At 70.3% G+C, this 25,029-nt stretch carries 19 protein-coding genes and 2 tRNA genes; 4 read left to right on the forward strand and 17 right to left on the reverse strand.

Features of this window, described 5'->3' with window-relative positions:
* Positions 1 to 101: 101 nt before the first annotated feature.
* Positions 102 to 467, forward strand: coding sequence for a hypothetical protein (locus ACFYR3_RS13705; protein ID WP_389282922.1), 366 nt, complete (start codon positions 102 to 104; stop codon positions 465 to 467).
* Positions 468 to 605: 138 nt separating this feature from the next.
* Here the strand turns inward: ACFYR3_RS13705 and ACFYR3_RS13710 are convergent, their stop codons facing one another.
* Both ACFYR3_RS13710 and lepA read right to left on the reverse strand, forming a co-directional pair.
* On the reverse strand, positions 606 to 2,474 hold the full coding sequence (locus ACFYR3_RS13710) for an AMP-dependent synthetase/ligase (protein WP_355845712.1): 1,869 nt from the start codon (positions 2,472 to 2,474) through the stop codon (positions 606 to 608).
* A gap of 212 nt (positions 2,475 to 2,686) precedes the next feature.
* On the reverse strand, positions 2,687 to 4,555 hold the full coding sequence (gene lepA, locus ACFYR3_RS13715) for a translation elongation factor 4 (RefSeq protein WP_389282924.1): 1,869 nt from the start codon (positions 4,553 to 4,555) through the stop codon (positions 2,687 to 2,689).
* 290 nt (positions 4,556 to 4,845) lie between these two features.
* On the opposite strand from lepA, the gene rpsT reads away from it, so the two are divergent.
* Entirely contained in the window at positions 4,846 to 5,112 is a 267-nt protein-coding gene (gene rpsT / locus ACFYR3_RS13720) for a 30S ribosomal protein S20 (RefSeq protein ID WP_261702665.1), read from the forward strand.
* Positions 5,113 to 5,499: 387 nt separating this feature from the next.
* Here rpsT and holA read toward each other — a convergent pair whose 3' ends face one another.
* The 8 genes from holA to leuS form a co-directional block, all read right to left on the reverse strand.
* Positions 5,500 to 6,486, reverse strand: coding sequence for a DNA polymerase III subunit delta (gene holA, locus ACFYR3_RS13725; RefSeq protein ID WP_389282926.1), 987 nt, complete (start codon positions 6,484 to 6,486; stop codon positions 5,500 to 5,502).
* Positions 6,487 to 6,629: 143 nt separating this feature from the next.
* Positions 6,630 to 6,875 (reverse strand): hypothetical protein, encoded by a 246-nt coding sequence (locus ACFYR3_RS13730; RefSeq protein ID WP_355845718.1) that lies wholly within the window; start codon positions 6,873 to 6,875, stop codon positions 6,630 to 6,632.
* A 159-nt stretch (positions 6,876 to 7,034) separates the two neighbouring features.
* Complete coding sequence (locus tag ACFYR3_RS13735) at positions 7,035 to 7,865, reverse strand: arylamine N-acetyltransferase (protein ID WP_389282928.1); 831 nt, start codon at positions 7,863 to 7,865, stop codon at positions 7,035 to 7,037.
* 4 nt (positions 7,866 to 7,869) lie between these two features.
* On the reverse strand, positions 7,870 to 10,428 hold the full coding sequence (locus ACFYR3_RS13740) for a ComEC/Rec2 family competence protein (RefSeq protein WP_389282930.1): 2,559 nt from the start codon (positions 10,426 to 10,428) through the stop codon (positions 7,870 to 7,872).
* A 386-nt stretch (positions 10,429 to 10,814) separates the two neighbouring features.
* Positions 10,815 to 11,597, reverse strand: a complete 783-nt coding sequence (locus tag ACFYR3_RS13745; RefSeq protein WP_389282932.1) for a helix-hairpin-helix domain-containing protein — start codon at positions 11,595 to 11,597, stop codon at positions 10,815 to 10,817.
* A gap of 618 nt (positions 11,598 to 12,215) precedes the next feature.
* Positions 12,216 to 13,061, reverse strand: a complete 846-nt coding sequence (locus tag ACFYR3_RS13750) for a DegV family protein (protein WP_355845728.1) — start codon at positions 13,059 to 13,061, stop codon at positions 12,216 to 12,218.
* Between the two features lie 72 nt (positions 13,062 to 13,133).
* On the reverse strand, positions 13,134 to 13,865 hold the full coding sequence (locus ACFYR3_RS13755) for a hypothetical protein (RefSeq protein ID WP_356781299.1): 732 nt from the start codon (positions 13,863 to 13,865) through the stop codon (positions 13,134 to 13,136).
* A gap of 182 nt (positions 13,866 to 14,047) precedes the next feature.
* Positions 14,048 to 16,936, reverse strand: coding sequence for a leucine--tRNA ligase (gene leuS / locus ACFYR3_RS13760; protein ID WP_355845734.1), 2,889 nt, complete (start codon positions 16,934 to 16,936; stop codon positions 14,048 to 14,050).
* Positions 16,937 to 17,359: 423 nt separating this feature from the next.
* Here leuS and ACFYR3_RS13765 point away from each other — a divergent pair, with 423 nt between their 5' ends.
* On the forward strand, positions 17,360 to 18,646 hold the full coding sequence (locus ACFYR3_RS13765) for a cytochrome b/b6 domain-containing protein (RefSeq protein WP_356781301.1): 1,287 nt from the start codon (positions 17,360 to 17,362) through the stop codon (positions 18,644 to 18,646).
* Positions 18,643 to 20,259 (forward strand): NADH-ubiquinone oxidoreductase-F iron-sulfur binding region domain-containing protein, encoded by a 1,617-nt coding sequence (locus tag ACFYR3_RS13770; protein WP_355845740.1) that lies wholly within the window; start codon positions 18,643 to 18,645, stop codon positions 20,257 to 20,259. Before ACFYR3_RS13765 ends, ACFYR3_RS13770 begins: the two co-directional genes overlap by 4 nt.
* 137 nt (positions 20,260 to 20,396) lie before the next feature.
* Here ACFYR3_RS13770 and ACFYR3_RS13775 read toward each other — a convergent pair.
* From ACFYR3_RS13775 to ACFYR3_RS13805, 7 genes are all read right to left on the reverse strand, one after another.
* A tRNA-Ala gene (locus tag ACFYR3_RS13775) sits at positions 20,397 to 20,469 on the reverse strand.
* Positions 20,470 to 20,956: 487 nt separating this feature from the next.
* Positions 20,957 to 21,190 carry a hypothetical protein gene (locus ACFYR3_RS13780; protein WP_037618755.1) on the reverse strand — a complete coding sequence of 78 codons (234 nt, stop codon included), beginning with the start codon at positions 21,188 to 21,190 and terminating at the stop codon, positions 20,957 to 20,959.
* A gap of 3 nt (positions 21,191 to 21,193) precedes the next feature.
* The gene (locus ACFYR3_RS13785) at positions 21,194 to 21,367 is read right to left on the reverse strand and encodes a hypothetical protein (RefSeq protein ID WP_261702676.1); all 174 of its coding nucleotides are present in this window, start codon (positions 21,365 to 21,367) and stop codon (positions 21,194 to 21,196) included.
* Between the two features lie 387 nt (positions 21,368 to 21,754).
* A tRNA-Ala gene (locus tag ACFYR3_RS13790) sits at positions 21,755 to 21,827 on the reverse strand.
* Positions 21,828 to 21,944: 117 nt separating this feature from the next.
* Positions 21,945 to 22,631 carry a histidine phosphatase family protein gene (locus ACFYR3_RS13795; protein ID WP_355845744.1) on the reverse strand — a complete coding sequence of 229 codons (687 nt, stop codon included), beginning with the start codon at positions 22,629 to 22,631 and terminating at the stop codon, positions 21,945 to 21,947.
* Entirely contained in the window at positions 22,628 to 23,071 is a 444-nt protein-coding gene (gene rsfS, locus ACFYR3_RS13800) for a ribosome silencing factor (RefSeq protein ID WP_355845747.1), read from the reverse strand. The genes ACFYR3_RS13795 and rsfS overlap by 4 nt, the downstream gene beginning before the upstream one ends.
* Positions 23,072 to 23,184: 113 nt before the next feature.
* Entirely contained in the window at positions 23,185 to 25,017 is a 1,833-nt protein-coding gene (locus ACFYR3_RS13805; protein WP_389282937.1) for an LCP family protein, read from the reverse strand.
* Positions 25,018 to 25,029: the final 12 nt, after the last annotated feature.

The raw sequence follows: 25,029 nt of genomic DNA on the forward strand, positions 1-25,029 counted from the left end.
TCGGACGAATACACCTCGCACGATGCGGCCAGGGTGACAGACCGGCGGCACTCATAAGCACCGAGTCACCGAAGTGGGCCGCCATGAATGAGAACAGTGGTATGGATGTGCTCGAAGACGGACAGATTCGAGCATCCGATCCGCGTCCGCTGCTCGCCGCGATGACCGCGGCGCGGGACGGCGACTTCGGCAGGGCGCCCGAGGCAGGTCATGGACCGGTCGCCGAACTCGGCGCGGTGTTCAACCGGACCAACCAGACCAACCAGACCATGGACCGGAGCTCCCGCTCGACTCCGGCGTGGAGCGGTCCGCACGGAGCCGACAGCCCGGCACGGGCGCTCGACGAGCGTCCGGCGGGCGGGCGGGCCGAGGTGACGCGGCTGTCCGGGAGTTGGCGGGACATCGCCGAGGGGTCAACACGATGGCGTCCGGGCTGTCGGGCCGGGCGCGGGACATCGTCCTGGTGAGCCGGCCCGGCCAGGGCTCCATCCGCGTACGGGAGCGCACAGGAGCAGCGCCGGGGGCAGGGGCGCGAGGGCGTTCCACCGCTCGATCGCGGAGAGGTCCTGCGCGCCACCGCCCCCGTACGAACCGGGGGCCGAGGGCTATGCCTCGCGGCTGCCCGCGTACATCTCGTCGATCAGGTGCTTGTACTCCCGCTCGACGACCGGGCGCTTCAGCTTGAGGCTCGGGGTGATCTCGCCGTGCTCGACGTCCAGGTCGCGGGGCAGCAGGCGGAACTTCTTGATGGTCTGCCAGCGCTGGAGGCCCGCGTTGAGCTCCTTCACGTAGCCCTCGACGAGGGCGACCGTGGCGGGCGCCGCGACGACCTCGGCGTACGACTTGCCCGCCAGGCCGTTGTCCTTCGCCCAATCCAGGATGGACGGCTCGTCCAGGGCGATGAGCGCGGTGCAGAAGTTCCGGTCGGCGCCGTGCACGAGGATGTTGGAGACGTACGGGCAGACGGCCTTGAACTGGCCCTCGACCTCGGCGGGCGAGATGTACTTGCCGCCCGAGGTCTTGATGAGGTCCTTCTTGCGGTCGGTGATGCGGAGGTAGCCATCGGGGGACAGCTCACCGATGTCACCCGTGTGGAACCAGCCGTCCGCCTCGAGGACCTCGGCGGTCTTCTCGGGCAGCCCGTGGTAGCCCTCCATGATGCCGGGGCCGCGCAGCAGGATCTCGCCGTCGTCCGCGATGCGCACCTCGGTGCCGGGCAGCGGCTTGCCGACCGTGCCGGTGCGGTAGGCCTCGCCCGGGTTCACGAAGGAGGCGGCGGAGGACTCGGTGAGTCCGTAGCCCTCCAGGATGTGGATGCCGGCGCCGGCGAAGAAGTAACCGATCTCCGGCGCGAGCGCGGCCGAGCCGGAGACACAGGCGCGCAGGTTGCCGCCGAAGGCCTCACGGATCTTTGCGAAGACGAGCGCGTCGGCGACCTTGTGCTTGGCGCCGAGCGCGAAGGGCACGGAGGCCGAGCCGGTACGGCGGAAGTTGTCCTGGCTGGCCTTCGCGTACTCGCGGGAGACCCCGGCGGCCCACTGGAAGATCTTGTACTTGGCGCCGCCGCCGGCCCGTGCCTTGGCCGCGACCCCGTTGTAGACCTTCTCGAAGATGCGCGGCACGGCCGCCATGTACGTCGGCCGCACCACCGGCAGATTCTCGATGATCTTGTCCACGCGGCCGTCGACGGCGGTGACGTGCCCGACCTCGATCTGGCCGGAGGTGAGGACCTTGCCGAAGACGTGCGCGAGCGGCAGCCACAGGTACTGGACGTCGTCCTGGCCGACCAGGCCGGTCGCGGCGATCGCCTTCGCCATGTACGACCAGTTGTCCTGCGGCAGCCGGACGCCCTTGGGGCGGCCCGTGGTACCGGAGGTGTAGATGAGGGTCGCGAGCTGGTCGGCGGTGATCGCGCCGACGCGCTCCTTGATCAGCTCGGGGTGCTTCTCCAGGTACGCGGTGCCGCGCGCCTCCAGCTCGGTGAGCGTGAGGACCCAGTCGTCGGCCTCCACGCCCTCCGGGTCGATGACGACGACCCGGGTGAGCTCGGGAAGCTCCGCGCGCTTCTCCCGGGCCTTGGCGAGCTGGGCGGCGTCCTCCGCGATGAGGACCCTGCTCGCGGAGTCGGAGAGGATGAACGCCGACTCCTCGGCGTTGGTCTGCGGGTACACGGTCGTGGTGGCCGCGCCCGCGCAGAGGATGCCGAGGTCGGCCAGGATCCACTCGACCCGGGTAGAGGAGGCGAGCGCGACGCGCTGCTCCGGCTCCACGCCGAGTTCGATCAGTCCGGCCGCGATGGCGTAGACCCGCTCGGCGGACTGCGCCCAGGTCAGCGACTTCCACTCGTCCGGGCCGCCCGGGGCCGGTACCGGGTAGCGGTATGCCTCGGCGTCGGGTGTGGCCGCCACGCGCTCCAGGAAGAGGGCCGCGACGGACGGCGGACGGTTCTCGATCAAGGTCTGTGTGTCGCTCACGACATCCTCCGGGGCCCGCGGCAGTGCGGCTGGCTCAATTGCGGCTGTTGTTTAACTCGCGAGTAACTACCGAGCGAGATCAGACTAGAGCGCGTCCGGCCGGTGCGTAAGAGGCGACGGCCCGTCTCTTCCTCCAGGACACACCCCGCAGACAAGCACAGGGCCCGCCGCGCCGAAGCGCGACAGGCCCTGAATTGCGGCAATCGGAGCGGCTACTTCTTGCCCTTGGCCGCGGGGCCGCTGTCGTCGCTGGACAGCACGGCGATGAAGGCCTCTTGCGGAACCTCCACAGAGCCCACCATCTTCATCCGCTTCTTGCCTTCCTTCTGCTTCTCCAGCAGCTTCCGCTTACGCGAGATGTCACCGCCGTAGCACTTGGCGAGGACGTCCTTGCGGATGGCGCGGATGGTCTCGCGGGCGATGACCCGGGAGCCGATGGCAGCCTGGATGGGCACCTCGAAGGCCTGCCGCGGGATCAGCTCGCGCAGCTTGGCGACCAGCCGGACCCCGTACGCGTACGCCGCGTCCTTGTGCGTGACCGCCGAGAAGGCGTCGACCTTGTCGCCGTGCAGCAGGATGTCGACCTTGACCAGGCTGGAGGTCTGCTCGCCGGTGGGCTCGTAGTCCAGCGAGGCGTAGCCGCGGGTCTTGGACTTCAGCTGGTCGAAGAAGTCGAAGACGATCTCCGCGAGGGGCAGCGTGTAGCGGATCTCGACCCGGTCCTCGGAGAGGTAGTCCATGCCGAGCAGGGTGCCGCGCCGGGTCTGGCACAGCTCCATGATCGCGCCGATGAACTCCGAGGGCGCGAGGATGGTCGCCCGCACGACAGGCTCGTAGACCTTGTCGATCTTGCCCTCGGGGAACTCGCTCGGGTTGGTGACGATGTGCTCGCTGCGGTCCTCCATCTCGACGCGGTAGACCACGTTCGGCGCGGTCGCGATCAGGTCGAGCCCGAACTCGCGCTCGAGCCGCTCACGGATCACGTCGAGGTGCAGCAGCCCGAGGAATCCGACGCGGAAGCCGAAGCCCAGCGCCGCCGACGTCTCCGGCTCGTACACCAGCGCGGCGTCGTTGAGCTGGAGCTTGTCCAGGGCGTCGCGGAGCTCGGGGTAGTCGGACCCGTCCAGCGGATACAGGCCCGAGAAGACCATGGGCTTGGGGTCCTTGTACCCGCCGAGCGCCTCGGTCGCGCCCTTGTGCAGGGTGGTGATCGTGTCACCGACCTTGGACTGGCGGACGTCCTTCACGCCGGTGATGATGTACCCCACCTCACCGACACCGAGCCCGTCGGCCGCCTTCATCTCCGGGGCCGAGACCCCGATCTCCAGCAGCTCGTGCGTGGCGCCGGTGGACATCATCCGGATGCGCTCGCGCTTGTTGAGCTGCCCGTCGATGACACGCACGTACGTCACGACACCGCGGTAGGAGTCGTAGACCGAGTCGAAGATCATCGCGCGGGCGGGGGCGTCCTGGACGCCGACCGGGGCGGGGATCTCGGCAACGACCTTGTCCAGCAGCGCCTCGACACCCAGGCCGGTCTTGGCGGAGACCTTGAGAACGTCCTCGGGGTCGCAGCCGATGAGGTTGGCGAGCTCCTCGGAGAACTTCTCCGGCTGGGCGGCCGGCAGGTCGATCTTGTTCAGTACGGGGATGATCTTGAGGTCGTTCTCCATCGCCAGGTAGAGGTTGGCGAGAGTCTGGGCCTCGATGCCCTGGGCCGCGTCGACGAGCAGGACCGTGCCCTCACAGGCCGCGAGCGACCGGGACACCTCGTACGTGAAGTCGACGTGCCCGGGGGTGTCGATCATGTTGAGGATGTGGGTCTTGCCCGGATCCTCGGTCGACGCCCAGGGCAGCCGGACCGCCTGGGACTTGATCGTGATGCCGCGCTCGCGCTCGATGTCCATACGGTCGAGGTACTGAGCACGCATCTGCCGCGCGTCGACCACCCCGGTGAGCTGGAGCATGCGGTCGGCGAGCGTGGACTTGCCGTGGTCGATGTGCGCGATGATGCAGAAATTGCGGATCAGAGCCGGGGCGGTACGGCTCGGCTCGGGCACATTGTTAGGGGTCGCGGGCACGCAGGGTCCTGTCTCTTGAGGCGCCTGTCGCCTCGGGTCGGATCGATACGTAGGTTCCATGGTCCCACGCGCGGGGAGCTGCGCCCGGTTTGGGCCGTGCGAGCGGGGCCGTCCGCGACCGGTTCGGGGGCCTCTCGACCAGGGCGGGCGGCCGGTTTGGGCCGGTCGTACGGGGACTGGTAGCCTGGGTAGCTGTGTCTCGTGCCCTCTCTGCAGGAGACGCACCCAAGAAAATCAAACGGCGAGTGAGACGTGCTGTCTCGCGCGCCTGAACCTGTAAAGGCTCATTCGTGGCGAACATCAAGTCCCAGATCAAGCGGATCAAGACCAACGAGAAGGCCCGGCTGCGCAACAAGGCCGTCAAGTCGTCTCTGAAGACCGCGATCCGCAAGGCCCGCGAGGCGTCTGCCGCGGGTGACGTCGAGAAGGCCACCGAGTACACGCGCGCCGCGTCGCGCGCTCTCGACAAGGCCGTCTCGAAGGGCGTCATCCACAAGAACCAGGCCGCCAACAAGAAGTCGGCGCTTGCTTCGAAGGTCGCCGCCCTCAAGGGCTGAGTCGGCTGAGCCCTCCGGGGCTCAACCCCTGACTTGACCGTCGGCCGGACCCGAGCAGGCCCTCTCTCCCGCTCCCGACCGACACCCCGGATTCACGCACGATCTGCGTTCGCCACGCGGGCGTGAATCCACCATCTTGAACCGAAGGCCCCGCCCCTCCCTTCCCCGGGAGAACGAGCGGGGCCTTCGGTGTGCGGTCACTGTTCCGCTGCGGGGCGTACGGTCACTGCTCCGGTGCGGGGTGCGGTCACTGTTCCGCTGCGGGCCCGCGGGAGTTCGGTGGGGGCGACCCTGCGTGCGGTGCGGGGCGTGCGGGAGTTCGGTCGGGGCGCCCCTGGTTGCGGTGCGGGGCGTGCGGTAGGTCGGTTGGGGCGACCCTGCGTGCGGCTAACGCCGACCAGAGCGAGCTGCCCGGGCGATGGCCACGACCGCCTTCTCCAGGGCGTACTCGGGATCGTCCCCGCCGCCCTTGACCCCGGCATCCGCCTCCGCGACGGCCGTGAGCGCCATGGCGACCCCGTCCGGCGTCCATCCCCGCATCTGCTGCCTTACGCGATCGATCTTCCACGGCGGCATCCCCAGCTCACGGGCCAGGTCGGCGGGCCTGCCGCCCCGCGCCGAGGAAAGCTTTCCGATCGCCCGTACCCCTTGCGCGAGCGCACTGGTGATCAGGACGGGAGCCACGCCGGTCGACAACGACCAGCGCAACGCCTCAAGTGCCTCCGCGGCCCGCCCCTCCACGGCCCGGTCGGCCACAGTGAAGCTGGATGCCTCGGCCCGCCCGGTGTAGTACCGCCCGACGACGGCCTCGTCGATCGTCCCCTCGACGTCCGCGGTCAGCTGCGACACGGCGGACGCCAGCTCCCGCAGATCGCTCCCGATGGAGTCCACCAGCGCCTGGCAGGCCTCCGGAGTGGCCGCCCGGCCCAGCGCCCGGAACTCGCTCCGAACGAACGCCAGCCGGTCCGCCGGCTTCGTCATCTTGGGACACGCCACCTCCCGCGCCCCCACCTTGCGCGCGGCATCGAGCAGCCCCTTGCCCTTGGCCCCACCCGCGTGCAGGAGCACCAGGGTGATCTCCTCGGCGGGCGCCCCCAGATACGCCTTGACGTCCTTGATCGTGTCGGCCGACAGATCCTGCGCGTTGCGTACGACCACGACCTTGCGCTCGGAGAAGAGCGAGGGACTCGTCAGCTCGGCGAGCGTGCCCGGCTGCAACTGGTCCGGGGCGAGGTCCCGGACATCCGTGTCGGCATCGGCGGCTCTGGCGGCGGCCACCACCTCCTGCACGGCACGGTCGAGCAGGAGATCCTCCTGGCCCACTGCCAGCGTGACAGGGGCGAGAGGGTCGTCTTTTGCGCTCTTCTTGGCCATCACCGAAAGCATCCCACGCGCCACTGACAACACGTGCCGCGAGCCACGATCCCCCGGTGAACCTCCCTCTCCCCTTCGCCTCTGCCCTCGCCTCTGCCCTTGCCCTTGCCCTTGCCCTTGCCCTTGCCCTTGCCGAGCTTGGGCTACGGCTCCTCGTGCCAGCCGTCCCACTCGGCCGCGAACTCGTCCAGCTCCTTCGGGTCCAGCCGCGCCTCGGGGTCCGTCAGAACCACCAGCCACTGCGCGTCCTCGGCATCGTCCTCGCCCGCCAGCGCGTCCCGGACGAGTTGCGGCTCCTCCAGGAGGCCGAACCGATCGCCGACGGCTTCCGCCGCCTCTTCCGCAGCATCACGGTCGGGCAGCACCAGTACATGTCTCACATCGCTCACGTGAACATTTTCCGACTACGCGCGACGCGGCCGACGCCGGGGTCGCCCTGTGCGACCACTGCGACCAGTACGACCCGTGCGACCAGTGCGACCAGTGCGACCAGTGCGACCAGTGCGAATGGTGGCGCTGTGCGAGCAGTGCTACCGGTACGACCGGAACTACTGAGCCCCCTCGACCTCCGGCACCCGGTCCAGTTCGATTCCGAAGCGCTCCCGATAGGTGGCGAGCACCTCCTCGTCGGTGGCCAGTTCCCGCACCTCCTTGGTGCCGTCGGCCGTCGACACGGTGAACTTGCGTCCGCTGAGCGTGATCCGCCCTCCGTCCTCGGTGACCCGCGAACAGACCAGTGACCGAGTGAAGTGGGACAGCGGCGAGGTGCTGTGCCACCAGGCCCCGGCGACGAAGTCCGCGAGCACGCGCGGCCGTACCTCCAGGCGGTACTGGCGTTTGTCTCCCAGGAAGACATCGAGGTCCTCGCGTTCCCGCGATCCGCCGGCCCCCCGCACTCCCGCCGCGTCCGGCCCCGACTCCACGACCCGGAACATCCCGCCAGGGTCCCGCTGTTCGCCTCGCTCCATGAACGACAACGGGTAATGGCTGTGCGCCCCGAAGCCGACGTCGGTCAGCCAGTCACCCCCGTCCACCGTCCGCACCCGCAGCGCGAGATGGTCGTAGGGAATCCCGAGTTCTCCCTCGTCCCCGTACACCCGCGCCGCGAGATAGGTCACATCGAAGCCCAGCGACGCCAGCAACGCTCCGAAGACGCCGTTCTGTTCGTAGCAGAAGCCCCCTCTGCGAGCGCCCACCACCTTGTCCAGCAGCCTCTTCTCCTCCAGCACGATCTGCTCGCCGAGATGGATCGACAGGTTTTCGAACGGCACTGTCCGCAGATGGCGCAGTTGAAGCTCGCGAAGCACATCGGACGTGGGCCACGCCGGGTGCTGGGCCCCGATACGGCGAAGGTAGGCCTCGGCCTGTGCGGATTTCATGCCTTCAGTGTCGCGCCACACTCAGCCCTTCGCCCGCACCGGTGACAGCGAGATCACCGTCCTCGTCGGTACGCAGCACCACCGCGCCCCCGGCCCGCAGGGCCGCGACCGTACTCGGGGCAGGATGCCCATAGGGGTTGTCGCCGCCGACCGAGATGAGCGCGAGCCGCGGCGCCACCCTGCGTATGAGCTCCGGATCCTGATACGCCGAACCGTGATGAGCGACCTTGAGCACGTCCACGCCGTCCAGTTCCGCAACCACCGGCGATCTCGACAAGGCCTGCTGCGCGGGCGGCTCCAGGTCGCCGAGCAACAGCAGCCGCAGCCCCGCGGACCGTACGAGCAGGGCGACACTGGCGTCGTTCGGACCGTCCGGAGGCGGAGCCGGATCCGGCGGCGGCCACAGCACCCGCCAGTCGAGGCTTCCCGCGCGCCGCCGCTCCCCCGCCACGGCCCGGGTCATGGGAATGTGCCGTGCGGCCGCCTCCCTTCGTACGAACTCGGCCTGTTCCAAGGGCTCTTCGAAGCCGGTCGTCTCGATCGCGCCCACCGAACGCCCATGGAGCACGCCCGGCAGCCCCGCGACATGGTCGGCGTGAAAGTGCGTCAGAACGACGAGCGGGATTCTGGTGACGCCGAGCGTGCTCAGGCAGCGGTCGACCAACACCGGGTCGGGTCCCGCGTCCACCACCACCGCGCTGCCGTCGCCCACCGCGAGCACGGTCGCGTCGCCTTGTCCCACATCGCACATCGCGAACCGCCAGCCGGGCGGCGGCCATCCCGTGATCACTCTGGTGAGCGGCGGCGGCTGCACCACGACCAGCAGGAACAGCACCGCGCAGACGGCACTCAGCACCGGATGCCTCAGCAGCCGTCGCCCGACGGCCACGACGGCCACCGTGACGAGGGCCAGCAGAAGGGCGCCCGTCCAACTGCCCGGCCAGTCCACTCCCCCACCGGGCTGAGCCGCCCCCGTGCGCGCGATGCCCGCGATCCACCGGGCGGGCCAACTCGCCGACCAGGCAAGGGCTTTGGCCACGGGCATCGCCGGGGAGGCCGTCGCCAGGGTCGCGAACCCCAGCACCGTGGCCGGCGTGACCGCGAACTCCGCGAGCAGATTGCACGGCACCGCCACCAGACTCACCCGGGCCGACAGCAGGGCGACCACCGGCGCGCACAGGGCCTGCGCGGCGGCGGCCGCGGCGAGCGCCTCGGCCAGGCGCGGAGGCACACGACGTCGCTGGAGCGCCGTGCTCCAACGCGGGGCGAGCGTGAGCAGGGCTCCGGTCGCGAGGACGGAGAGCAGGAATCCGAAGCTGCGGGAGAGCCAGGGGTCGTACAGCACGAGGAGCAGAACCGCGGCGGCCAGCGCCGGGATCAGAGATCTGCGGCGCCCGGTCGCGATGGCGAGCAGCGAGATCGATCCGCAGGCCGCTGCCCGCAGCACGCTCGGGTCCGGTCGGCACACGATCACGAAGGCAAGGGTGAGTGCTCCGCCGAGCAGTGCGGTCGCCCGGAGCGGGACACCGAGCCGGGGTGCGAGGCCCCGGCGCTCGACTCTCTGGGCGAGACCCGGTGGCCCGATGAACAACGCGAGGATGATGACGAGGTTGCCTCCGCTGACGGCGAGGAGGTGAGTGAGATCGGTGGCCCTGAAGGCGTCGTCCAGCTCCGGCGTCACGCGTGACGTGTCCCCCACCACCAGCCCCGGGAGCAGCGCCCGTGCGTCCGCGTCCAGACCATCGGTCGCCTTACGCAGCCCTTCGCGCAGCCGGCCGGCGAGCCGCTGCGGACCGGACGGCTCTCCCACCACCTCCGGCGGCGCGCTCCCCCGCACCCGTAACACCGCAGCGACGTCGTCCCCGCCCGACAGGGCGGGCACGAACCGCGCCGCCACCCGCAGCCGGGTGGACGGCAGCAGCGACAACCAGGGCGAGCGCCCACCGGCCTTCCCGGGCGACCCTCGTCGAGAGCGCGCGTCGACGATCACCAGCACCGGCGTCCGGGTGGCCAGCACTGTGCCGTCCGCCTGTGTGACCCGCGTGACTTCGGCGTCGAACAGCAGAGCCGTCGGAACGATGTGGTCCCCGTTGATCCGGGGCCGGGTGAGCCGGGGATCGGAGGTGATCTCCACCTCGGCGGTCACGTTGGCGAACTGCGCCGCGAGCGCGGGAACAGGCCCGCGTCGCAGGTCCGCTCCGTGCAACCCCGCGGAGGCCGCGGCCGCTCCTACGCAAAGCAGCACGGCGGCCACGGACACCCACGGCCACGACCCCGGCCGCGCCGCCTCTCGCCCCTGCTCCTGCTCCTGCTCCTGCTCCTGCTCCTGCTCCGTACACGCGTTTCTCCGCCCCGTACGCGCGCCATTCCGCCCAGCCGCCAGCAGTACGCCACCCGCGACCAGGGACACGGCCACGACACCCGTCACCCAGCCCGGCGACACCTCGACCGTCACGGCCGCCGTGAGCCAGACCGCCGCGGCGGGCGCCACGAGCCGGAGATCGGTCGACGCCTCCACCTTGGGGTGCGAGGCCCCCAGCCGACTCCCGGAGGCGGCGTGCACGGACCTCCGGCCTGTAGCGCCGGGGGGACCTGCCGGCTGCGTCGGGGGACCCTCCGGCTCACCGAGCTCCTCCTTCCCCTCCGGCCCACCGAGCTCCTGCGTCCTCTCCGAATCTCGCTCCTCTCGCATCCTCAGCGGCCCTCGCAGACCTCGCGCCCCGTACAACCCTCGTGCCCCATCCGGCCCGTGCAGCCCTCTCATGCCATCCGGCCCACCCGGTCGGCATCTCCTCGCAGGCCCGGCAGACCCGTCGGGTCCATTCCCGGTCAGGGGCCCGCCCCGCCGCGCGCTCAGCAGCCGTCCGCCCCGCCGCGCGCTCAGCACCGGCCCGCCACCCCGCATGCCCTTCGCCGTCCTCGCCCGCCCAGCCCTCCGCCCGGAGCGGTTCATGGCCGCACCAGGTTCCGGAGATCGGCGAAGCGGCGGTCTCCGATTCCGGTCACTTCGTGGAGCTCGTCGACCGAGCGGAATCCCCCGTGCGCCGTGCGGTAGTCGATGATGTGCCTGGCCAGGACGGGACCGACGCCGGGCAGGCCGTCGAGCTGTTCGACGGTGGCCGTGTTGAGGGGAATCGGGGCGGAGGGCGCCGCACCCGCTGCGGATCCGCCGGTGCCGACCGGCCCCGAACCGTCCGAGCCGGCTCCTGTCGGGGGCGCGGATGCGCCGACCACGATCTGTTCGCCGTCCACGAGGAGACGCGCGCGGTTGAGGCCCTCGGTGTGCGTGCCGTGCCGTACGCCGCCGGCGGCTCGCAGGGCGTCTTCGACGCGGGAACCGGCCGGCAACCGCTGGAGTCCGGGGGTGCGCACCTTTCCGCCCACGTCCACGACGATCACGCTCCCGGCGGCGCCGGCGGGCCCTGCGGCACCGGCGGGACCCGAAGCTCCGGCCGGGGCACCGGATTGCCCGACCGGCCGCTCGCCCGGTCCGCGCTTCTCGCCGTACGGTGTCGCAGCGCCGATCACCTCAGGAGCCCGGACCGGCTGTGTCCTGCCGGACCAGAAGTGCTGCACGGCGAAGACCGCGGCCACCACCAGCAGCACGGTCAGCGCGGCCACGCTCCTGCGCTCAAGACCGCACCTCGACTGCAGCCACAAAGGCAGCCGCTCCCGCACGGCAAGCCCTGCCCTGTCCCGCCAGGTGCCCGCCTCCACGGCCGGCCCACTCACGGCCGGCCCACTCACGGCCGGCCCACTCACGGCCGGCCCACTCACGGCCGACCCACTCACGGCCGACCCCCGCGCGGTCGGCCCACTCGCAGTCAACGCACTCGCGGTCGCCGTCCCGCCGGCCATCGAGCGGTCTGCCCGCAGGGTTCGGTCGGTATCCGGTCCGGTCCCACGGCCGTAGGACCCGGCCTGGTGATTCCGAGGTGCCCGGACATCGGTCAGAACCCCCGTACCCACAGCCGTGTTCGCCCTGGGACCAACCTCGACATCGTGGTCCGCCCCCGGCGGCGCGTTCCCCAACTCCCTTCGTCCCTGGGCGCGTTCGGTGAAGAGCGCGTCGGCGCGCAGACGAAGGGCCGCGGCCGATGCCTCGTGGCGACGGGCCCGGCTTCGCCGATCGCGGCGGCGATGGCGACTGCGGCTGTCGGAGAGAGGGCCACGGCCCGGGCCGCTGGTCGGTGTGACGGTGCGTGAGCTCGATCGAATTGCCATGCGACGAGGATCCGGCATCCCGGCACCCTCGCGATGATCTTGCTCAATTCCGGTGGAAAGCGGCCCAGTTGTGGATAACTTCGTCACCCGCACGAGCGAGGCGCACGGGCAACACAGGGGCCGGTCTCACCGGGGCGAGACAACCGCCCCGAGCAGTCCGGGTCCGGTGTGGGCTCCGATCACCGCACCCACCTCGCTCACATGCAGTTCGGCGAGCCCAGGCACCCGTGCCCGCAAACGGTCCGCGAGAGCCGACGCCCGCTCTGGGGACGCCAGATGGTGAACGGCGATGTCGACCTGTGCGCTGCCCGCCCGGTCGGCGACGATCTCCTCCAGGCGGGCGATCGCCTTGGACGCCGTCCGGACCTTTTCGAGAAGTTCGATGCGGCCGTCGTTCAGCTGCAACAGCGGCTTCACCGCGAGCGCGGAACCCAGCAGAGCCTGTGCGGCCCCGATCCTGCCGCCACGGCGGAGGTAGTCGAGGGTGTCGACGTAGAAGTACGCGGACGTGCCCGCGGCCCGCTTCTCCGCGGCCGTGACCGCATCGTCGATGGTCCCGCCCGCCTCGGCGGACTCGGCGGCGGCCAGCGCGCAGAATCCGAGGGCCATCGCGACCATCCCGGTGTCGACGACACGCACCGGCAGCGAAGCATCCCGCGCCGCGAGCACCGCGGCGTCATAGGTGCCCGAGAACTCGGAGGACAGGTGCAGCGAGACGATGCCGCTGGCGCCGGACTCCGCGACCTTGCGATAAGCCGCGGCGAACGTCTCGGGGCTGGGCCGGGACGTCGTGACGGGGCGCCGCTTCTGCAGTGCCTGGGCCAGGGAGCGGGCCGAGATCTCGGTGCCCTCTTCGAGTGCCTGGTCCCCGAGGACCACGGTCAGGGGAACCGCCGTGATGCTGTGGCGCTCCATCGTCCGCGGCGGCAGGTAGGCCGTTGAATCGGTGACGATCGCGACATGGCGGGACATGAGCTGGAGGTTACCTGGCGGGGCGCGTGGACGGCAGCCCGGCCCCTTCCACCTGCGGTCGGGGCGGCCGGATCATGTCGTGCTCTCGGGCCGGGGCTTCTTCTGCCAAGGGTAGGTGGGCCGTTGGCCGGGCGGTGTGATGGCGGAACGGCCCGGCTGGTCCGCCGGACGGGACTCCGGACTCCTGGGTCGGGTCTGTCCGCCGGAGGTGCCCGCGTCCGCCGTCGGAGCGTCGGGCCAGGACGCGGCGGGCCCCGGCTCCTTGGTCCAGTGACGCAGCGCGCCGGCCTCCACGTCGATCTGGGCGCTCAGGGTGTCCAGGTCGTCCCCGGCGAAGCGGTGGGCCCGGTCGCGGGCGGCCCAGCGCAGCGAGTCCGCCGACTGCGTGATCCGCTGGGTGCGCTCGCGCAGGCCGGGCAGCCGGGTGGCGAGCGTGCCCCGGTCGGGCTCGGCCTCCAGGCGCTTCAGTTCGGCGTCCAGCTCGCGCCCGTGCGCGCTGAGCCGCTCGAAGAGGCTCAGGGACTCCTTGAGGGACTCGTCCTCCGCCACGCTCGCCTGCAGCGCGTCCTGGGTGGCCCGCATCGATGTGCGCAGCGACAGCCTGAGCTGGGCGAGCTCGCCCTGGGGGCCGGGCTGGGCGAAGGTCTTCGCGCGCAGGGTGGTGTCCTCGACCGTGCGGCGGGCCTGCGAGATCGTGCGGTCCACGCCGCGTTTGGCGGCGCCGATCACCTTGACCGTCGCGTACGCGCCGAACACCACGAACAGCAGGAAGAGCAAGGCGATTACGGTGATCACGGTACCCATCACACTCCTCCTCCGACCGGTCGCGGCAACTGCCGCCGCGCTCTCAACGGTAAACGCTGCGGGCAGGTTCGGAGTTCCAGAAGAACCCCGAACCTGCCCGTAGGGGACTACCCCGAGCCGCCGCACGGCCCCGACCTGCGCGGGTACCGGACCGAGGCCCGGCGCCCCTCACACCGTGCCGACTACGCCGTGACGATGTTCACCAGCTTCGGCGCGCGCACGATCACCTTGCGGATGCCCGCGCCGTCCAGCGCCGCGACGACCTTCTCGTCGGCCATCGCCACCTTCTCCAGCTCCTCGTCGGTGATCGACGGGGAGACCTCCAGGCGCGCCTTGACCTTGCCCTTGATCTGCACGACGCAGGTCACGGCCTCGTCGACGACGTACGCGGGGTCGGCGACAGGGAAGTCCTGGTGGACGACCGAGTCGCTGTGGCCCAGCTTGCGCCACAGTTCCTCGGCGATGTGCGGGGCCAGCGGCGCCACCATCAGCACCAGCGCCTCGGCGATCGGGCGCGCGAGCGGGCCGCCCGCCTTGGTCAGGTGGTTGTTCAGCTCGGTGACCTTGGCGATGGCGGTGTTGAAGCGCATGCCCTCCAGGTCCTGGCGTACGCCGTCGATGGCCTTGTGCAGGGCACGCAGCGTGTTCTCGTCCGGCTCGGCGGCGACGACCGTGACCTCGCCGGTCGCCTCGTCGACGACATTGCGCCACAGCCGCTGCAGCAGCCGGTACTGACCCACCACCGCGCGCGTGTCCCACGGCCTGGACACGTCCAGGGGACCCATCGCCATCTCGTACAGGCGCAGGGTGTCCGCTCCGTACTCGGCGCAGATCTCGTCGGGCGTGACCGCGTTCTTCAGGGACTTGCCCATCTTGCCCAGCAGCCGGGAGACCTTCTCGCCCTGGTAGAAGTAGGCGTCGTCGCGCTCCTCCACCTCGGCCGCCGGTACGGCGATACCGCGGCTGTCGCGGTACACGTAGGCCTGGATCATGCCCTGGTTGAACAGCTTGTGGAACGGCTCGGCCGACGAGATGTGCCCCAGGTCGAACAGGACCTTCGACCAGAAGCGGGCGTACAGCAGGTGCAGCACGGCGTGCTCGGCGCCGCCGACGTACAGGTCGACGCCGCCGGTCGGCTGCCCCTCGCGCGGGCCCATCCAGTACTGCTCGATGGCCGGGTCGACCAGCTTCTGGTCGTTGTGCGGGTCCAGGTAGCGCAGCTCGTACCAGCAGGAACCGGCCCAGTTGGGCATGGTGTTGGTCTCGCGGCGGTATTTCTGCGGGCCACGGCCGTCGCCCAGGTCCAGGGTGACGGCGACCCAGTCCTCGTTGCGGGACAGCGGGGTCTCCGGGGACGTGTTCGCGTCGTCCGGGTCGAAGGTGCGCGGCGAGTAGTCCTCGACCTCCGGCAGCTCCAGGGGCAGCATCGACTCGGGCAGCGGGTGGGCGACGCCGTCCTCGTCGTAGACGATCGGGAAGGGCTCGCCCCAGTAGCGCTGACGGCTGAACAGCCAGTCGCGCAGCCGGAAGTTGACTGTGCCCTCGCCGATGCCCCGGCGCTCCAGCCACTCCGTGATGCGGGCCTTGGCGTCGACGACACCCAGGCCGTCCAGGGAGACGTCGTCGCCGGCGGAGTTGACGATCTTCGCGTCGTACGAGGCGAAGGCGTCGTCCCAGGTGGAGGCGTCGGTGCCGCGGTCGTCCGAGGGCTCGACGACACAGCGCATGGGGAGCTCGAAGGCGCGCGCGAACGCGAAGTCGCGGGTGTCGTGCGCCGGGACGGCCATGATCGCGCCGGTGCCGTAGCCCATCAGTACGTAGTCGGCGATGAAGACCGGGACCTTCTCGCCGTTGACCGGGTTGGTCGCGAACGTGCCGGTGAAGACGCCGGTCTTGTCCTTGGCCTCGGCCTGCCGCTCGACGTCGGACTTCGAGGCGGCCTGCGCGCGGTAGGCGGTGACGGCCTCGGCGGGCGTCGCGTGACCGCCGGTCCACACCTCGTGGGTGCCCTCGGGCCAGGCGGCCGGGGTGAACTTCTCGACCAGCGGGTGCTCCGGTGCCAGCACCATGTAGGTGGCACCGAACAGGGTGTCCTGGCGGGTGGTGAAGACCGTGATCGCTTCGCCGTCGATCGGGAAGTCGACGCGGGCGCCCTCGGAGCGGCCGATCCAGTTGCGCTGCTGCAGCTTGATGGCCTCGGGCCAGTCCAGCGCGTCCAGGTCGTCCAGCAGGCGGTCCGCGTAGGCGGTGATGCGCATGTTCCACTGGCGCAGCTTGGCCTTGAAGACGGGGAAGTTGCCGCGCTCGGAACGGCCGTCGGCGGTGACCTCCTCGTTGGCCAGGACGGTGCCCAGGCCGGGGGACCAGTTGACCGGCGCGTCGGAGGCGTACGCCAGGCGGTAGCCGCTCAGGACGTCGGCGCGCTCGGTGGCGCTCAGCTCGTTCCACGCGCGCGTGGTGGAGCCGGTGGCGGGGACGGCGCGCTCACCGCTCTCGAACTGGGCGACCAGTTGGGAGACAGGACGGGCCTTGCCGGCCTCGTCGTCGTACCAGGAGTTGAAGATCTGCAGGAAGATCCACTGGGTCCACTTGTAGTACTCCGGGTCGATCGTGGCGAACGACCGGCGCTTGTCGTGGCCCAGGCCCAGCGCGCGCAGCTGGGACTTCATGTTGTTGATGGCCGCGTCGGTGGTGATCCGAGGGTGCTCGCCCGTCTGCACGGCGTGCTGCTCGGCGGGCAGGCCGAAGGCGTCGAAGCCCAGGGTGTGCAGGACGTTGTGGCCGGTCATCCGCTGGTACCGGGCGTATACATCGGTGGCGATGTAGCCCAGGGGGTGACCCACGTGCAGGCCCGTCCCCGACGGATAGGGGAACATGTCCATGATGAACTTCTTGGGCCTGGCCGCCAGCTCGGGGTCGCCGGCCAGGTCGCCCGTGGGATTCGGAGCCTCGTACGTGCCCTCGGCGTCCCAGAAGTCCTGCCAGCGTGCCTCGATGTCGGCGGCCAGGGCGGCCGTGTAGCGGTGCGGCGCGGCCAGCTCGGCGGTGGCAGCGGTGTTCGTCTCGCTCATGTCCTCAAAGCTCCATCGATCGTCTCTGCCAGCGGCTGTGACACTCAAGAAATGAAAAAACCCCTCGCACAGGAGGGGGCGCCGCGCTGATGCCAACCACGATGCGTCAGTGGTCGGGACTGATCAGCGCGGCTCGCTAAGCAGAAGGCGTACGGCACGCATGGCGTCAGGGTACCCCAGCGTCCACAGGGGCCGCGACGAGCTTTCGGGTCCGTTCGGCACCCCGTGCCGCCCGTCTCGACCATCGAAAACGTTGAACGATGTTCAAATTTTACTTCGCTTAACGGACGCTTGCGGACAACACAAAGACCTCATTGCCCTTTGGTAACAACGCAATAACTCAAACCTGGAACTCGTCGGTATTTCTCGACTTAGAGTGCGCCTTCGGGACCGCTTCCCCGAACCCTTGGGAGTACCCCCCTCATGAACCCTCGTCGTAACAGCAGCTCGCTTCCCCGGATGGGCCGTTCGGCCTACGGGGTGGCCACGGCTGTCGCCCTGTTCCTCATACCCGTGATCGTGCTGGTGGGAGGCAGCGCGGTCCAAGATTTCCTGAACTTCGGCGCCGGCGTCCTGTCGCTGGTCTCCCTGACCTGCTCGGTGATCTGGGGCCTGGTCGCCCAGGACCGGCTCCTCCTCGACACCCGTCAGCGGATCGTCGCGCAGGGCATCCACCGTGTGACCGCCGTCGGCTCGATCGCGTTCCTCCTGGTGCACATCACCGTCAAGCTGGCACTGGACCACACCGTCCTGATCGCCGCGCTGATCCCCTTCAGCCTGGGCGTCACGGGCCTCGGCGGGCTCATCGGCCTCGGCTCGCTGGCCGGCCTGCTCATGATCTTCGTAGGCATCACCGGCGCGTTGCGCAATCAGTTCGCCGCACCAGCGGTGGTCGCCGCCCGCTGGCGCGCGATGCACATGCTGGCCTACCCCGCACTGTGCGCGGCCCTGGTCCACGGCTTGTTCGCGGGGCGCCCGGCGAAGACCTTCTTCATGGTCTCGTACGAGTTGTGCCTGGTCGGCGTCATGGCCGCCCTCATGCTGCGTGCCGCCCCGAACCCCTTCAAGCACAAGGTCGCGGCGCGGATCCTGGCCCTCACCGGCGGCGGCAGCGCCCGCGGGTTCCGCGAGGACCTGGAGACCTCCCGCGCCGCCGCGATGGAGTCGCCGCAGGGAGGTTCCGCGGGTCGCTCCGATCGGCGTTCCCCGGGCGCCGACTCCGTCCCGTCCCCTCGCCAGGAGCCCTCGTCCGCGCTGTTCGGCGGCGCGCAGGGCACCGCGGACACGGCCGGCTTCGCGGCGGCCTACCGGACCGTGGCGACACCCGGCAACGCACCCGCGGCTCCCGGGACCCAGCAGTTCCAGATGCCCGCGAACGCTCAGCAAACAGAGACGTTTCCCCGCGTCGGCAACAGCGGTGCGCAGACCAACTGGCCCGTCCCCACGCCGCCCCCCGTCGGCGAGGCCCCGGCGTCGGCGTACGACCCGCTCCAGGACACCGGATACACCACCCCGGTCTATGGCAATTCGCCCGCCGGCGGCTACGGCACGAGTGATGTGTACAACACCGGTGAGACGAACGCGTCCTACCGCACGTACAACACCAACGACACGTACGACAGCGGTCCCACGACTGACGTACTGCCGGGCGCCTTCGACGCTCCTGGCTCCGGTGAATCCTGGAATGCCCCTTCCGGAGGCTTTAAGTGAACGAGGCCCTGCCCGACGTCCCGGAAGTCCGCGTCGTCGGACTTCCGCAGCTCACGTCGGGTTTCGACCTGGTTGAACGTCTTGACCTACCCATGCACCTCAAGGTGCATGGGCCGCTCGAACCCCTGGGCGGGGAGGAACTCGCGGGCCTCGCCGAGGCCATCAACCTGAAGGGCCGCGGCGGGGCGGGCTTCCCGTTCGGCAAGAAACTGCGCTCGGTCGCCGAGTCGGCCATCAAGAAGGGCATCCGCCCGGTGGTGGTCGTCAACGGAAGCGAGGACGAACCGGCCTGCCGCAAGGACACGGTGCTCATCAACCGTGCCCCGCACCTCATCCTCGACGGCGCCCTGCTGGTCGCGGAGGCCATGGGCGCCCGCACCCTCGTGATCGGTGTGACCCGCGAGTCCACACAGCGCTCCATGGAAGCGGCGCTGGCCGAGCGGGGGCTGAGCAACCGCAGGGGATCGCCCCTTCGCGCGCGTGTGCAGCGCAATCCCATACGCATGGTGACCGGAGCGGCCGCCTCCCTGATCCGCTCGATCGACGGCGGCCCTGCCGTACCGCCGGGCCGCAAGGTCAGCGCGTCCCAGACCGGTGTCGGCGGCGCGCCCACCCTGCTGTCGAACGCCGAGACGTTCGCGCAGCTGGCCATCGCCGCCCGCATCGGCCCCGACCGCTACCGCAACACCGGCCTGTACGACGAGCCCGGCACCGTCATGCTCACCGTCTCGGGCGCGGTGGCGCGCCCCATGGTGATCGAGGTCCCCACCGGCGTACCCCTGCGGTACGTGCTCCAGCTGGCCGGCGCCCCGGCGATGCCGCAGGGCGTGCTGACCGGCGGGTACCACGGCAAGTGGCTGGACGCGGCTACGGTCAACGAGGCGATCATCTCGCGCGACTCCCTGGCCGCGGTGGGCGGCGCGCTCGGCGCCGGCGCGATCCTCCCCATCACCCAGGAGACCTGCCCCCTCGGCGAGTCGCTGCGCGTGGCGCAGTGGCTGGCCGACGAGAGCGCGGGACAGTGCGGTCCCTGCTACCTGGGTCTGCCCGCCGCGGCGCGCGGTCTGGCGGACATCCTCAACGGCGGCGGCCCGGCGGCTCTTGAGGCCGTGAAGCAGGTCGCCAAGTCCGTGAAGAGGCGCGGTGCCTGCTCCCACCCGGACGGTTCGGCGATGTTCATCGAGTCGACCCTCAAGGCGTTCACGGACGACCTGGCCGCGCATGTCCTCGGAAACGGCTGCGGAAGGCCCGTGGAGGGCGTTCTGCCGCTCTTCGAGGACGGTCAGGTACCCATGGGCATCCTGGGCGGCCCCGGCGAGCAGGAGGCGGGTCCCAGCCGACAGAAGATCTTCGTCGACTGGACGCTGTGCCGCGGGCACGGCCTGTGCGCCGATCTCCTCCCCGAGGTCTTCGAACTGGGCGCCGACGGCTTCCCGACCGTCGCGCAGGCGCCGGTGCCCGCGTACGCCGAGGCGAAGGCCCTGCGCGCGGTGCGCCGCTGCCCGGCGCTCGCCCTGCGCCTCGAGGAGGACACCAGGTCCTCCGCTCCGGCGCGCAACCTGCCGGTCCTCTCCCAGGGGCGCGGTCGCCGCGCGCTCGGCAGCGGCCGCTGACGCGAAGGAGCGGGCCACCAGGAACGGTGGCTCGCCTTCGACACGTTCCGCTAGGTCGCCGTACGACCGTGCCGCGAGAGGCGCTCGAGAACGAAGAAGCGGACCACCCTGATCGGGTGGCCCGCTTTCAACGTCTGTGGAGCTAAGGAGAATTGAACTCCTGACCTCCTGCATGCCATGCAGGCGCTCTACCAACTGAGCTATAGCCCCTCGTGGCCACGCGGCGAGGCCGCGTATTCACCGTGTCGCCCGGTTTCCCCGGCGGCGACGCCAACATTACACGGTCCTCCTGGTGCACCACCAAATCGTTTCCCGTGTGCACCGATTCGGGGCTCATGTCGCATTTTATAGGCTTGGCCGCACCCCGGCGCCTGCCCGGATACGCCTGTTGGGCCGAACGGGGTTTTCGGGGGCAGCGGCAGCGCGCGCGGAACTGCGGGGGCGCGGGGAGGGGATGGACAGGGGGACGACTCCCCTGGGCCGTCACGCGGCCCCTGGCGGGCCTCCTGGGCCTCGCGGCGGCCCCTGGCCGCGTACGCACGGACATCGCTCCAGTGCGGCCGTGGCGTCCCGGGCGCGCGTACGCGCCGTGGCGGGCGTCACAGAGGCCGGGCAGCGGGAACTGCACCGGAGCGGCGCCGGATTGACGTCGCCGGCCCGCTACGGGAATCGGGCGCGCGTCCGGCCGCCCTCGGGGTCAGGCAGTGGCGAACGAGTAGAACCGCTTGAGGGTGCAGTGCTCGTCGAGGAGCCGTGCGTAGATCGGCTCACCCTCGAGCTCGCGGTACGTCTCGATGGGGTCGCCTTTTATGATCAGCGCCCGCGCGCACTCCTCACACCAGTACTGGTAGTCGTGGTTGACCGGCTCCATGTCGCGGACGATCGGCGTACCACTGCCGCACCAATCGCATTTCCGCCTGTGCGCACCCATCAATCAGCTCCAGCTGTGGCCGCAGGCCGTGCACACGTAGGAGATTCCACCGTTGTCACCGAGAACCTGGGCAACGTGGACCGATCCGCAGGAAGGGCAGTCGAGGAGGGTGGCTTTCTTACGGTTCAGTGCCACTTCGAGGAGATCGTCGACCTCCTCGAGGATGCTGGCAGGCATCGCTACTCCCTCCCGTCGGGCCGCGCCCCCTTCCGGCCGTTTGATTCTGCCACGGCCGGAGCAATACGGTCAGCGACGCCTGCGTACCAGTCCGGACACAGGCACCCGGCGCAGCTGTTGCGGCCGGCGCATACACGCACGCCAGGAGCGCGTCCGCAAAGGTATACGCCCCGGGGGCCCCAAGTGACTCAAGCCGGTTCAAGAAGAGTGTGCCGAAGACCACGGCGCCCGCGGGCCGGGCCGGCCCGGCCGCCAACTGCGCCCGCCCCGGCACGTTCTTCCCGACCGAGCCCCCAACTCGGGGATGAACAACGAAAGATCCCGCTCCCTGACGGGAACGGGATCTTTCTTCACGAATGTCCGACAACTCGACAGAGAGTCGATCTGTGGAGCTAAGGAGAATTGAACTCCTGACCTCCTGCATGCCATGCAGGCGCTCTACCAACTGAGCTATAGCCCCTTGTGTTCTTCCCGCCCTGCGGGCCGAACAAGAAGAACTTTAGCCTGCGACCAGCCGGAAAGTGAAATCCGGTCCCGCCGGGCCCGCGCGACCGGACGGAGGGCCGCCCGGCGCCGCTCAGTCGTCGTCGCCGAGCACCGGCTCCGGCAGCGTGCCGGCGTTGTGCTCCAGCAGCCGCCAGCCGCGGGCGCCCTCGCCGAGGACGGACCAGCAGCAGTTGGAAAGGCCGCCGAGGCTTTCCCAGTGCTGGGACTCCAGGCCGAGCAGCCGGCCGATGGTGGTGCGGATCGTGCCGCCGTGGCTGACGACGACGAGGGTGCCGTCGTCGGGGAGCTTCTCCGCGTGCCGCAGCACCACGGGGGCGGCGCGGTCGGCGACCTCGGTCTCCAGCTCACCCCCGCCGCGGCGCACCGGCTCGCCGCGCTTCCACGAGGCGTACTCCTCGCCGTGGCGGGCGATGATCTCCTCGTGCGTCAGCCCTTGCCAGACGCCCGCGTAGGTCTCGCGCAGGCCCTCGTCGTGGGTGACGTCCAGGCCGGTGAGCTCGGCCAGCTCGGCGGCCGTGGCGGCGGCGCGCTGGAGGTCCGACGCGACGATGGCGTCGGGCCTCAGCGAGGCGAGCAGCCGGGCGGCGCGCCGGGCCTGCCCGATGCCCGTCTCGGTCAGCTCGACGTCCGTCGAGCCCTGGAAGCGGCGGTCCACGTTCCAGGAGGTCTGGCCGTGCCGCCACAGGATGACGCGACGGCCCCTGCCCGGCTTTCCCTCGCCCTTCGCGCCCGCCGTCTTCCGGGCCTCGGCGCTCACCGCAGCTCCCCCATGTCGGCGGAGTCCTCCTCGGCCTGGAACTTGGCGTGCTCGGCGCCCTTGCCGCGGGTCGCCTTGGCCTCGGCGGGCAGGTCCAGCTCGGGGCAGTCCTTCCACAGCCGCTCCAGGGCGTAGAAGACGCGCTCCTCGCTGTGCTGGACGTGCACGACGATGTCGATGTAGTCGAGCAGCACCCAGCGGGCCTCGCGGTCGCCCTCGCGGCGCACCGGCTTGATGCCGAGCTCCTTGTTCAGGCGCTCCTCGATCTCGTCGACGATCGACTTGACCTGGCGGTCGTTGGGCGCGGACGCCAGCAGGAAGGCGTCGGTGATGGAGAGCACATCGCTGACGTCGTAGGCGATGATGTCGTGCGCGAGCTTGTCTGCGGCCGCCTGTGCGGCGGCGTTGATGAGCTCGATGGAGCGGTCCGTGGCGGTCACTACGCGGCTTTCCGTAGGCGGTCAGTTATGACTCAAGGGTCTCACGGACCGCCGAGGACACCCCACGCGTTTCTCCGGCCACGCCCCGGGTGACCCCCGGGGCGTGGCTCCGGTCACCCCTTCGAACCGCTGCTGACCTTGTAGTCCTGGCCGAGGACGACGGACACATCGGCGCTGCTGGTGACCGTGCCCTTCTTCACCGTGCTGGTGGGCAGACCCAGGGTCTTGGCGACCTCGACGGCGTCGGCCTTCTTGGCGGGATCGCCGTAGGTGATCTGCGACACGCTCTGGGCGGTGCCGGCGGTGCCGGAGTCCAGGAACGTGTAGCCGCCGTTGACCAGGACGATACGGGCCTGGTTGGTGGCCGCCTTGACGCCCGTGGCGTTCTCGATGCCGACGCGGACCGCGGAGCCGGCGTCGGGGCTCTTCGCCGTACCGCCCAGGACGTCCTTGATCACGCTGCTGGAGGCGCTCGCGCTCAGGGTGCCGTCCTGCTGCACGGGCAGCAGCGCGGTCTTGTAGTCGCCGCCCTTGGCGAGGTCGGCGAGCTTGGCGAGGAAGGCGCCGAGGTCCTGGTCGGTCAGGGACGGGTCGAGGATCTGGGCAAGCGTCTGCACGGTGGTGGTCGCGGCCTGCTTGTCCGAGGACAGCTTGCGCATCACTCCCTGCATGACCTGCCCGAACCGCTCCAGTTGCGCGTCCTGCGCCTCGCCGGAGGCCCGGTAGGTGGCGTAGGCGACGGCCGTCTTGCCGCTGAGGGTCTGGTCCGTGCCCTTCTTGACGAGCGGGGGATCACCCTTCTTCTTGGCGTCGGGGTCCGGCACGTCGGTGTTCGTGGTGACCTCGATGTTGCCGACGAGCTCGACGAGGTTGTCCAGGTAGGGGGTGTCGAGCCGCCAGGTGCCCTGGATGTTCGTACCGAGCACGGTGTCGAGCGCGTCCCGCGTCCCGGACGAGCCGTCGCCGTCGACGGACTTGGCGAGCGTGGTCGTCGAGCCGTCGTCGTCCGTCAGGGCCAGGGAGTTGGGCAGCAGGACGGTGGTGCCCTGCTTGGTGGTGGCGTTGTCGACGAGCAGGGCCGTGGAGGTGCCGCCGCCCTTGGTGTTGTGCAGGTGGACGACGATCACGTCGCGCTTCTGCGCGGTGACGGCCGTCGTGGTCCCCGCCTTGCCGTGCGAGGCGGTGCCGGGCAGCTTGCCCGCGTACCAGAGGTAGCCCGCACCACCGACCGCGACCAGGGCGACGACCACGACCAGGGCGACGACCCGGCTGCGGGCGCGGCGCTTGGCCTCCTCACGGCGCTCGGTGCGGTTCTCGGTGAACTTCAGCCAGTCGATGACGTCCTCGGACTCGGCTTCCTGCTCCTCGACGAAGGCGAACTGCTCGGTGCGGTAGTCCCGGTCGGCCCGGGGAGCGCCGTCGTCCTTCGCCGGTCCGTCCTGCCCAGGCCCGGCCTGCTGCGGCCCGGCCTGCTGCGGGATGTAAGCGGTCTGCTCGGCGGCCCGGGGCTGTCGGCCGGTGCTCGCGGTGCCCGCCGTGTCGGCGGTCCGCCCGTAGGGGTCGTACGACGTCGAGGTGGTCCCGGTCCCGCCGGCTCGGGGCGTACCGGTGCCGAACGGGTCGAAGGAAGGGACGGACGGCTGCTGACCGGTGTCATAGGGCGACACGGTTTCGTGCTGACCGGTGTCATAAGGCGACACCGTTTGGTGCTGACCGGTGTCATAAGGCGACACAGGCGGTTGGCGGCCCGTGTCGTAGGGCTGGACAGGTTCCTGGCGGCCCGTCACATAGGGGTCGTAGCCGTAGCCCTGCTGCTGGGCGTCGTAGCCGTCGTACCCCTGGGCAGGCTGCTGCGGGACCTGCCGGTACACAGGCTGCCCGAACTCGTCGTAGCCGACGAGTTCGTACTGGTCGCCGCCCGCGTATCCGTCGTATCGGTCGTTCACCGGGTGCCCCTC

Source organism: Streptomyces sp. NPDC005784, assembly GCF_042871525.1.
Taxonomy (GTDB): domain Bacteria; phylum Actinomycetota; class Actinomycetes; order Streptomycetales; family Streptomycetaceae; genus Streptomyces.

Excerpts from the sequence above, each read along its gene's own strand:
- ACFYR3_RS13785 (WP_261702676.1), bottom strand. The coding sequence starts at position 21,367 with ATGCCTGCCAGCATCCTCGAGGAGGTCGACGATCTCCTCGAAGTGGCA.
- ACFYR3_RS13750 (WP_355845728.1), bottom strand. The coding sequence starts at position 13,061 with ATGTCCCGCCATGTCGCGATCGTCACCGATTCAACGGCCTACCTGCCG.
- leuS (WP_355845734.1), bottom strand. The coding sequence starts at position 16,936 with ATGAGCGAGACGAACACCGCTGCCACCGCCGAGCTGGCCGCGCCGCAC.
- ACFYR3_RS13735 (WP_389282928.1), bottom strand. The coding sequence starts at position 7,865 with ATGAAATCCGCACAGGCCGAGGCCTACCTTCGCCGTATCGGGGCCCAG.
- ACFYR3_RS13705 (WP_389282922.1), top strand. The coding sequence starts at position 102 with ATGGATGTGCTCGAAGACGGACAGATTCGAGCATCCGATCCGCGTCCG.
- holA (WP_389282926.1), bottom strand. The coding sequence starts at position 6,486 with ATGGCCAAGAAGAGCGCAAAAGACGACCCTCTCGCCCCTGTCACGCTG.
- ACFYR3_RS13755 (WP_356781299.1), bottom strand. The coding sequence starts at position 13,865 with ATGGGTACCGTGATCACCGTAATCGCCTTGCTCTTCCTGCTGTTCGTG.
- ACFYR3_RS13765 (WP_356781301.1), top strand. The coding sequence starts at position 17,360 with ATGAACCCTCGTCGTAACAGCAGCTCGCTTCCCCGGATGGGCCGTTCG.
- ACFYR3_RS13780 (WP_037618755.1), bottom strand. The coding sequence starts at position 21,190 with ATGGGTGCGCACAGGCGGAAATGCGATTGGTGCGGCAGTGGTACGCCG.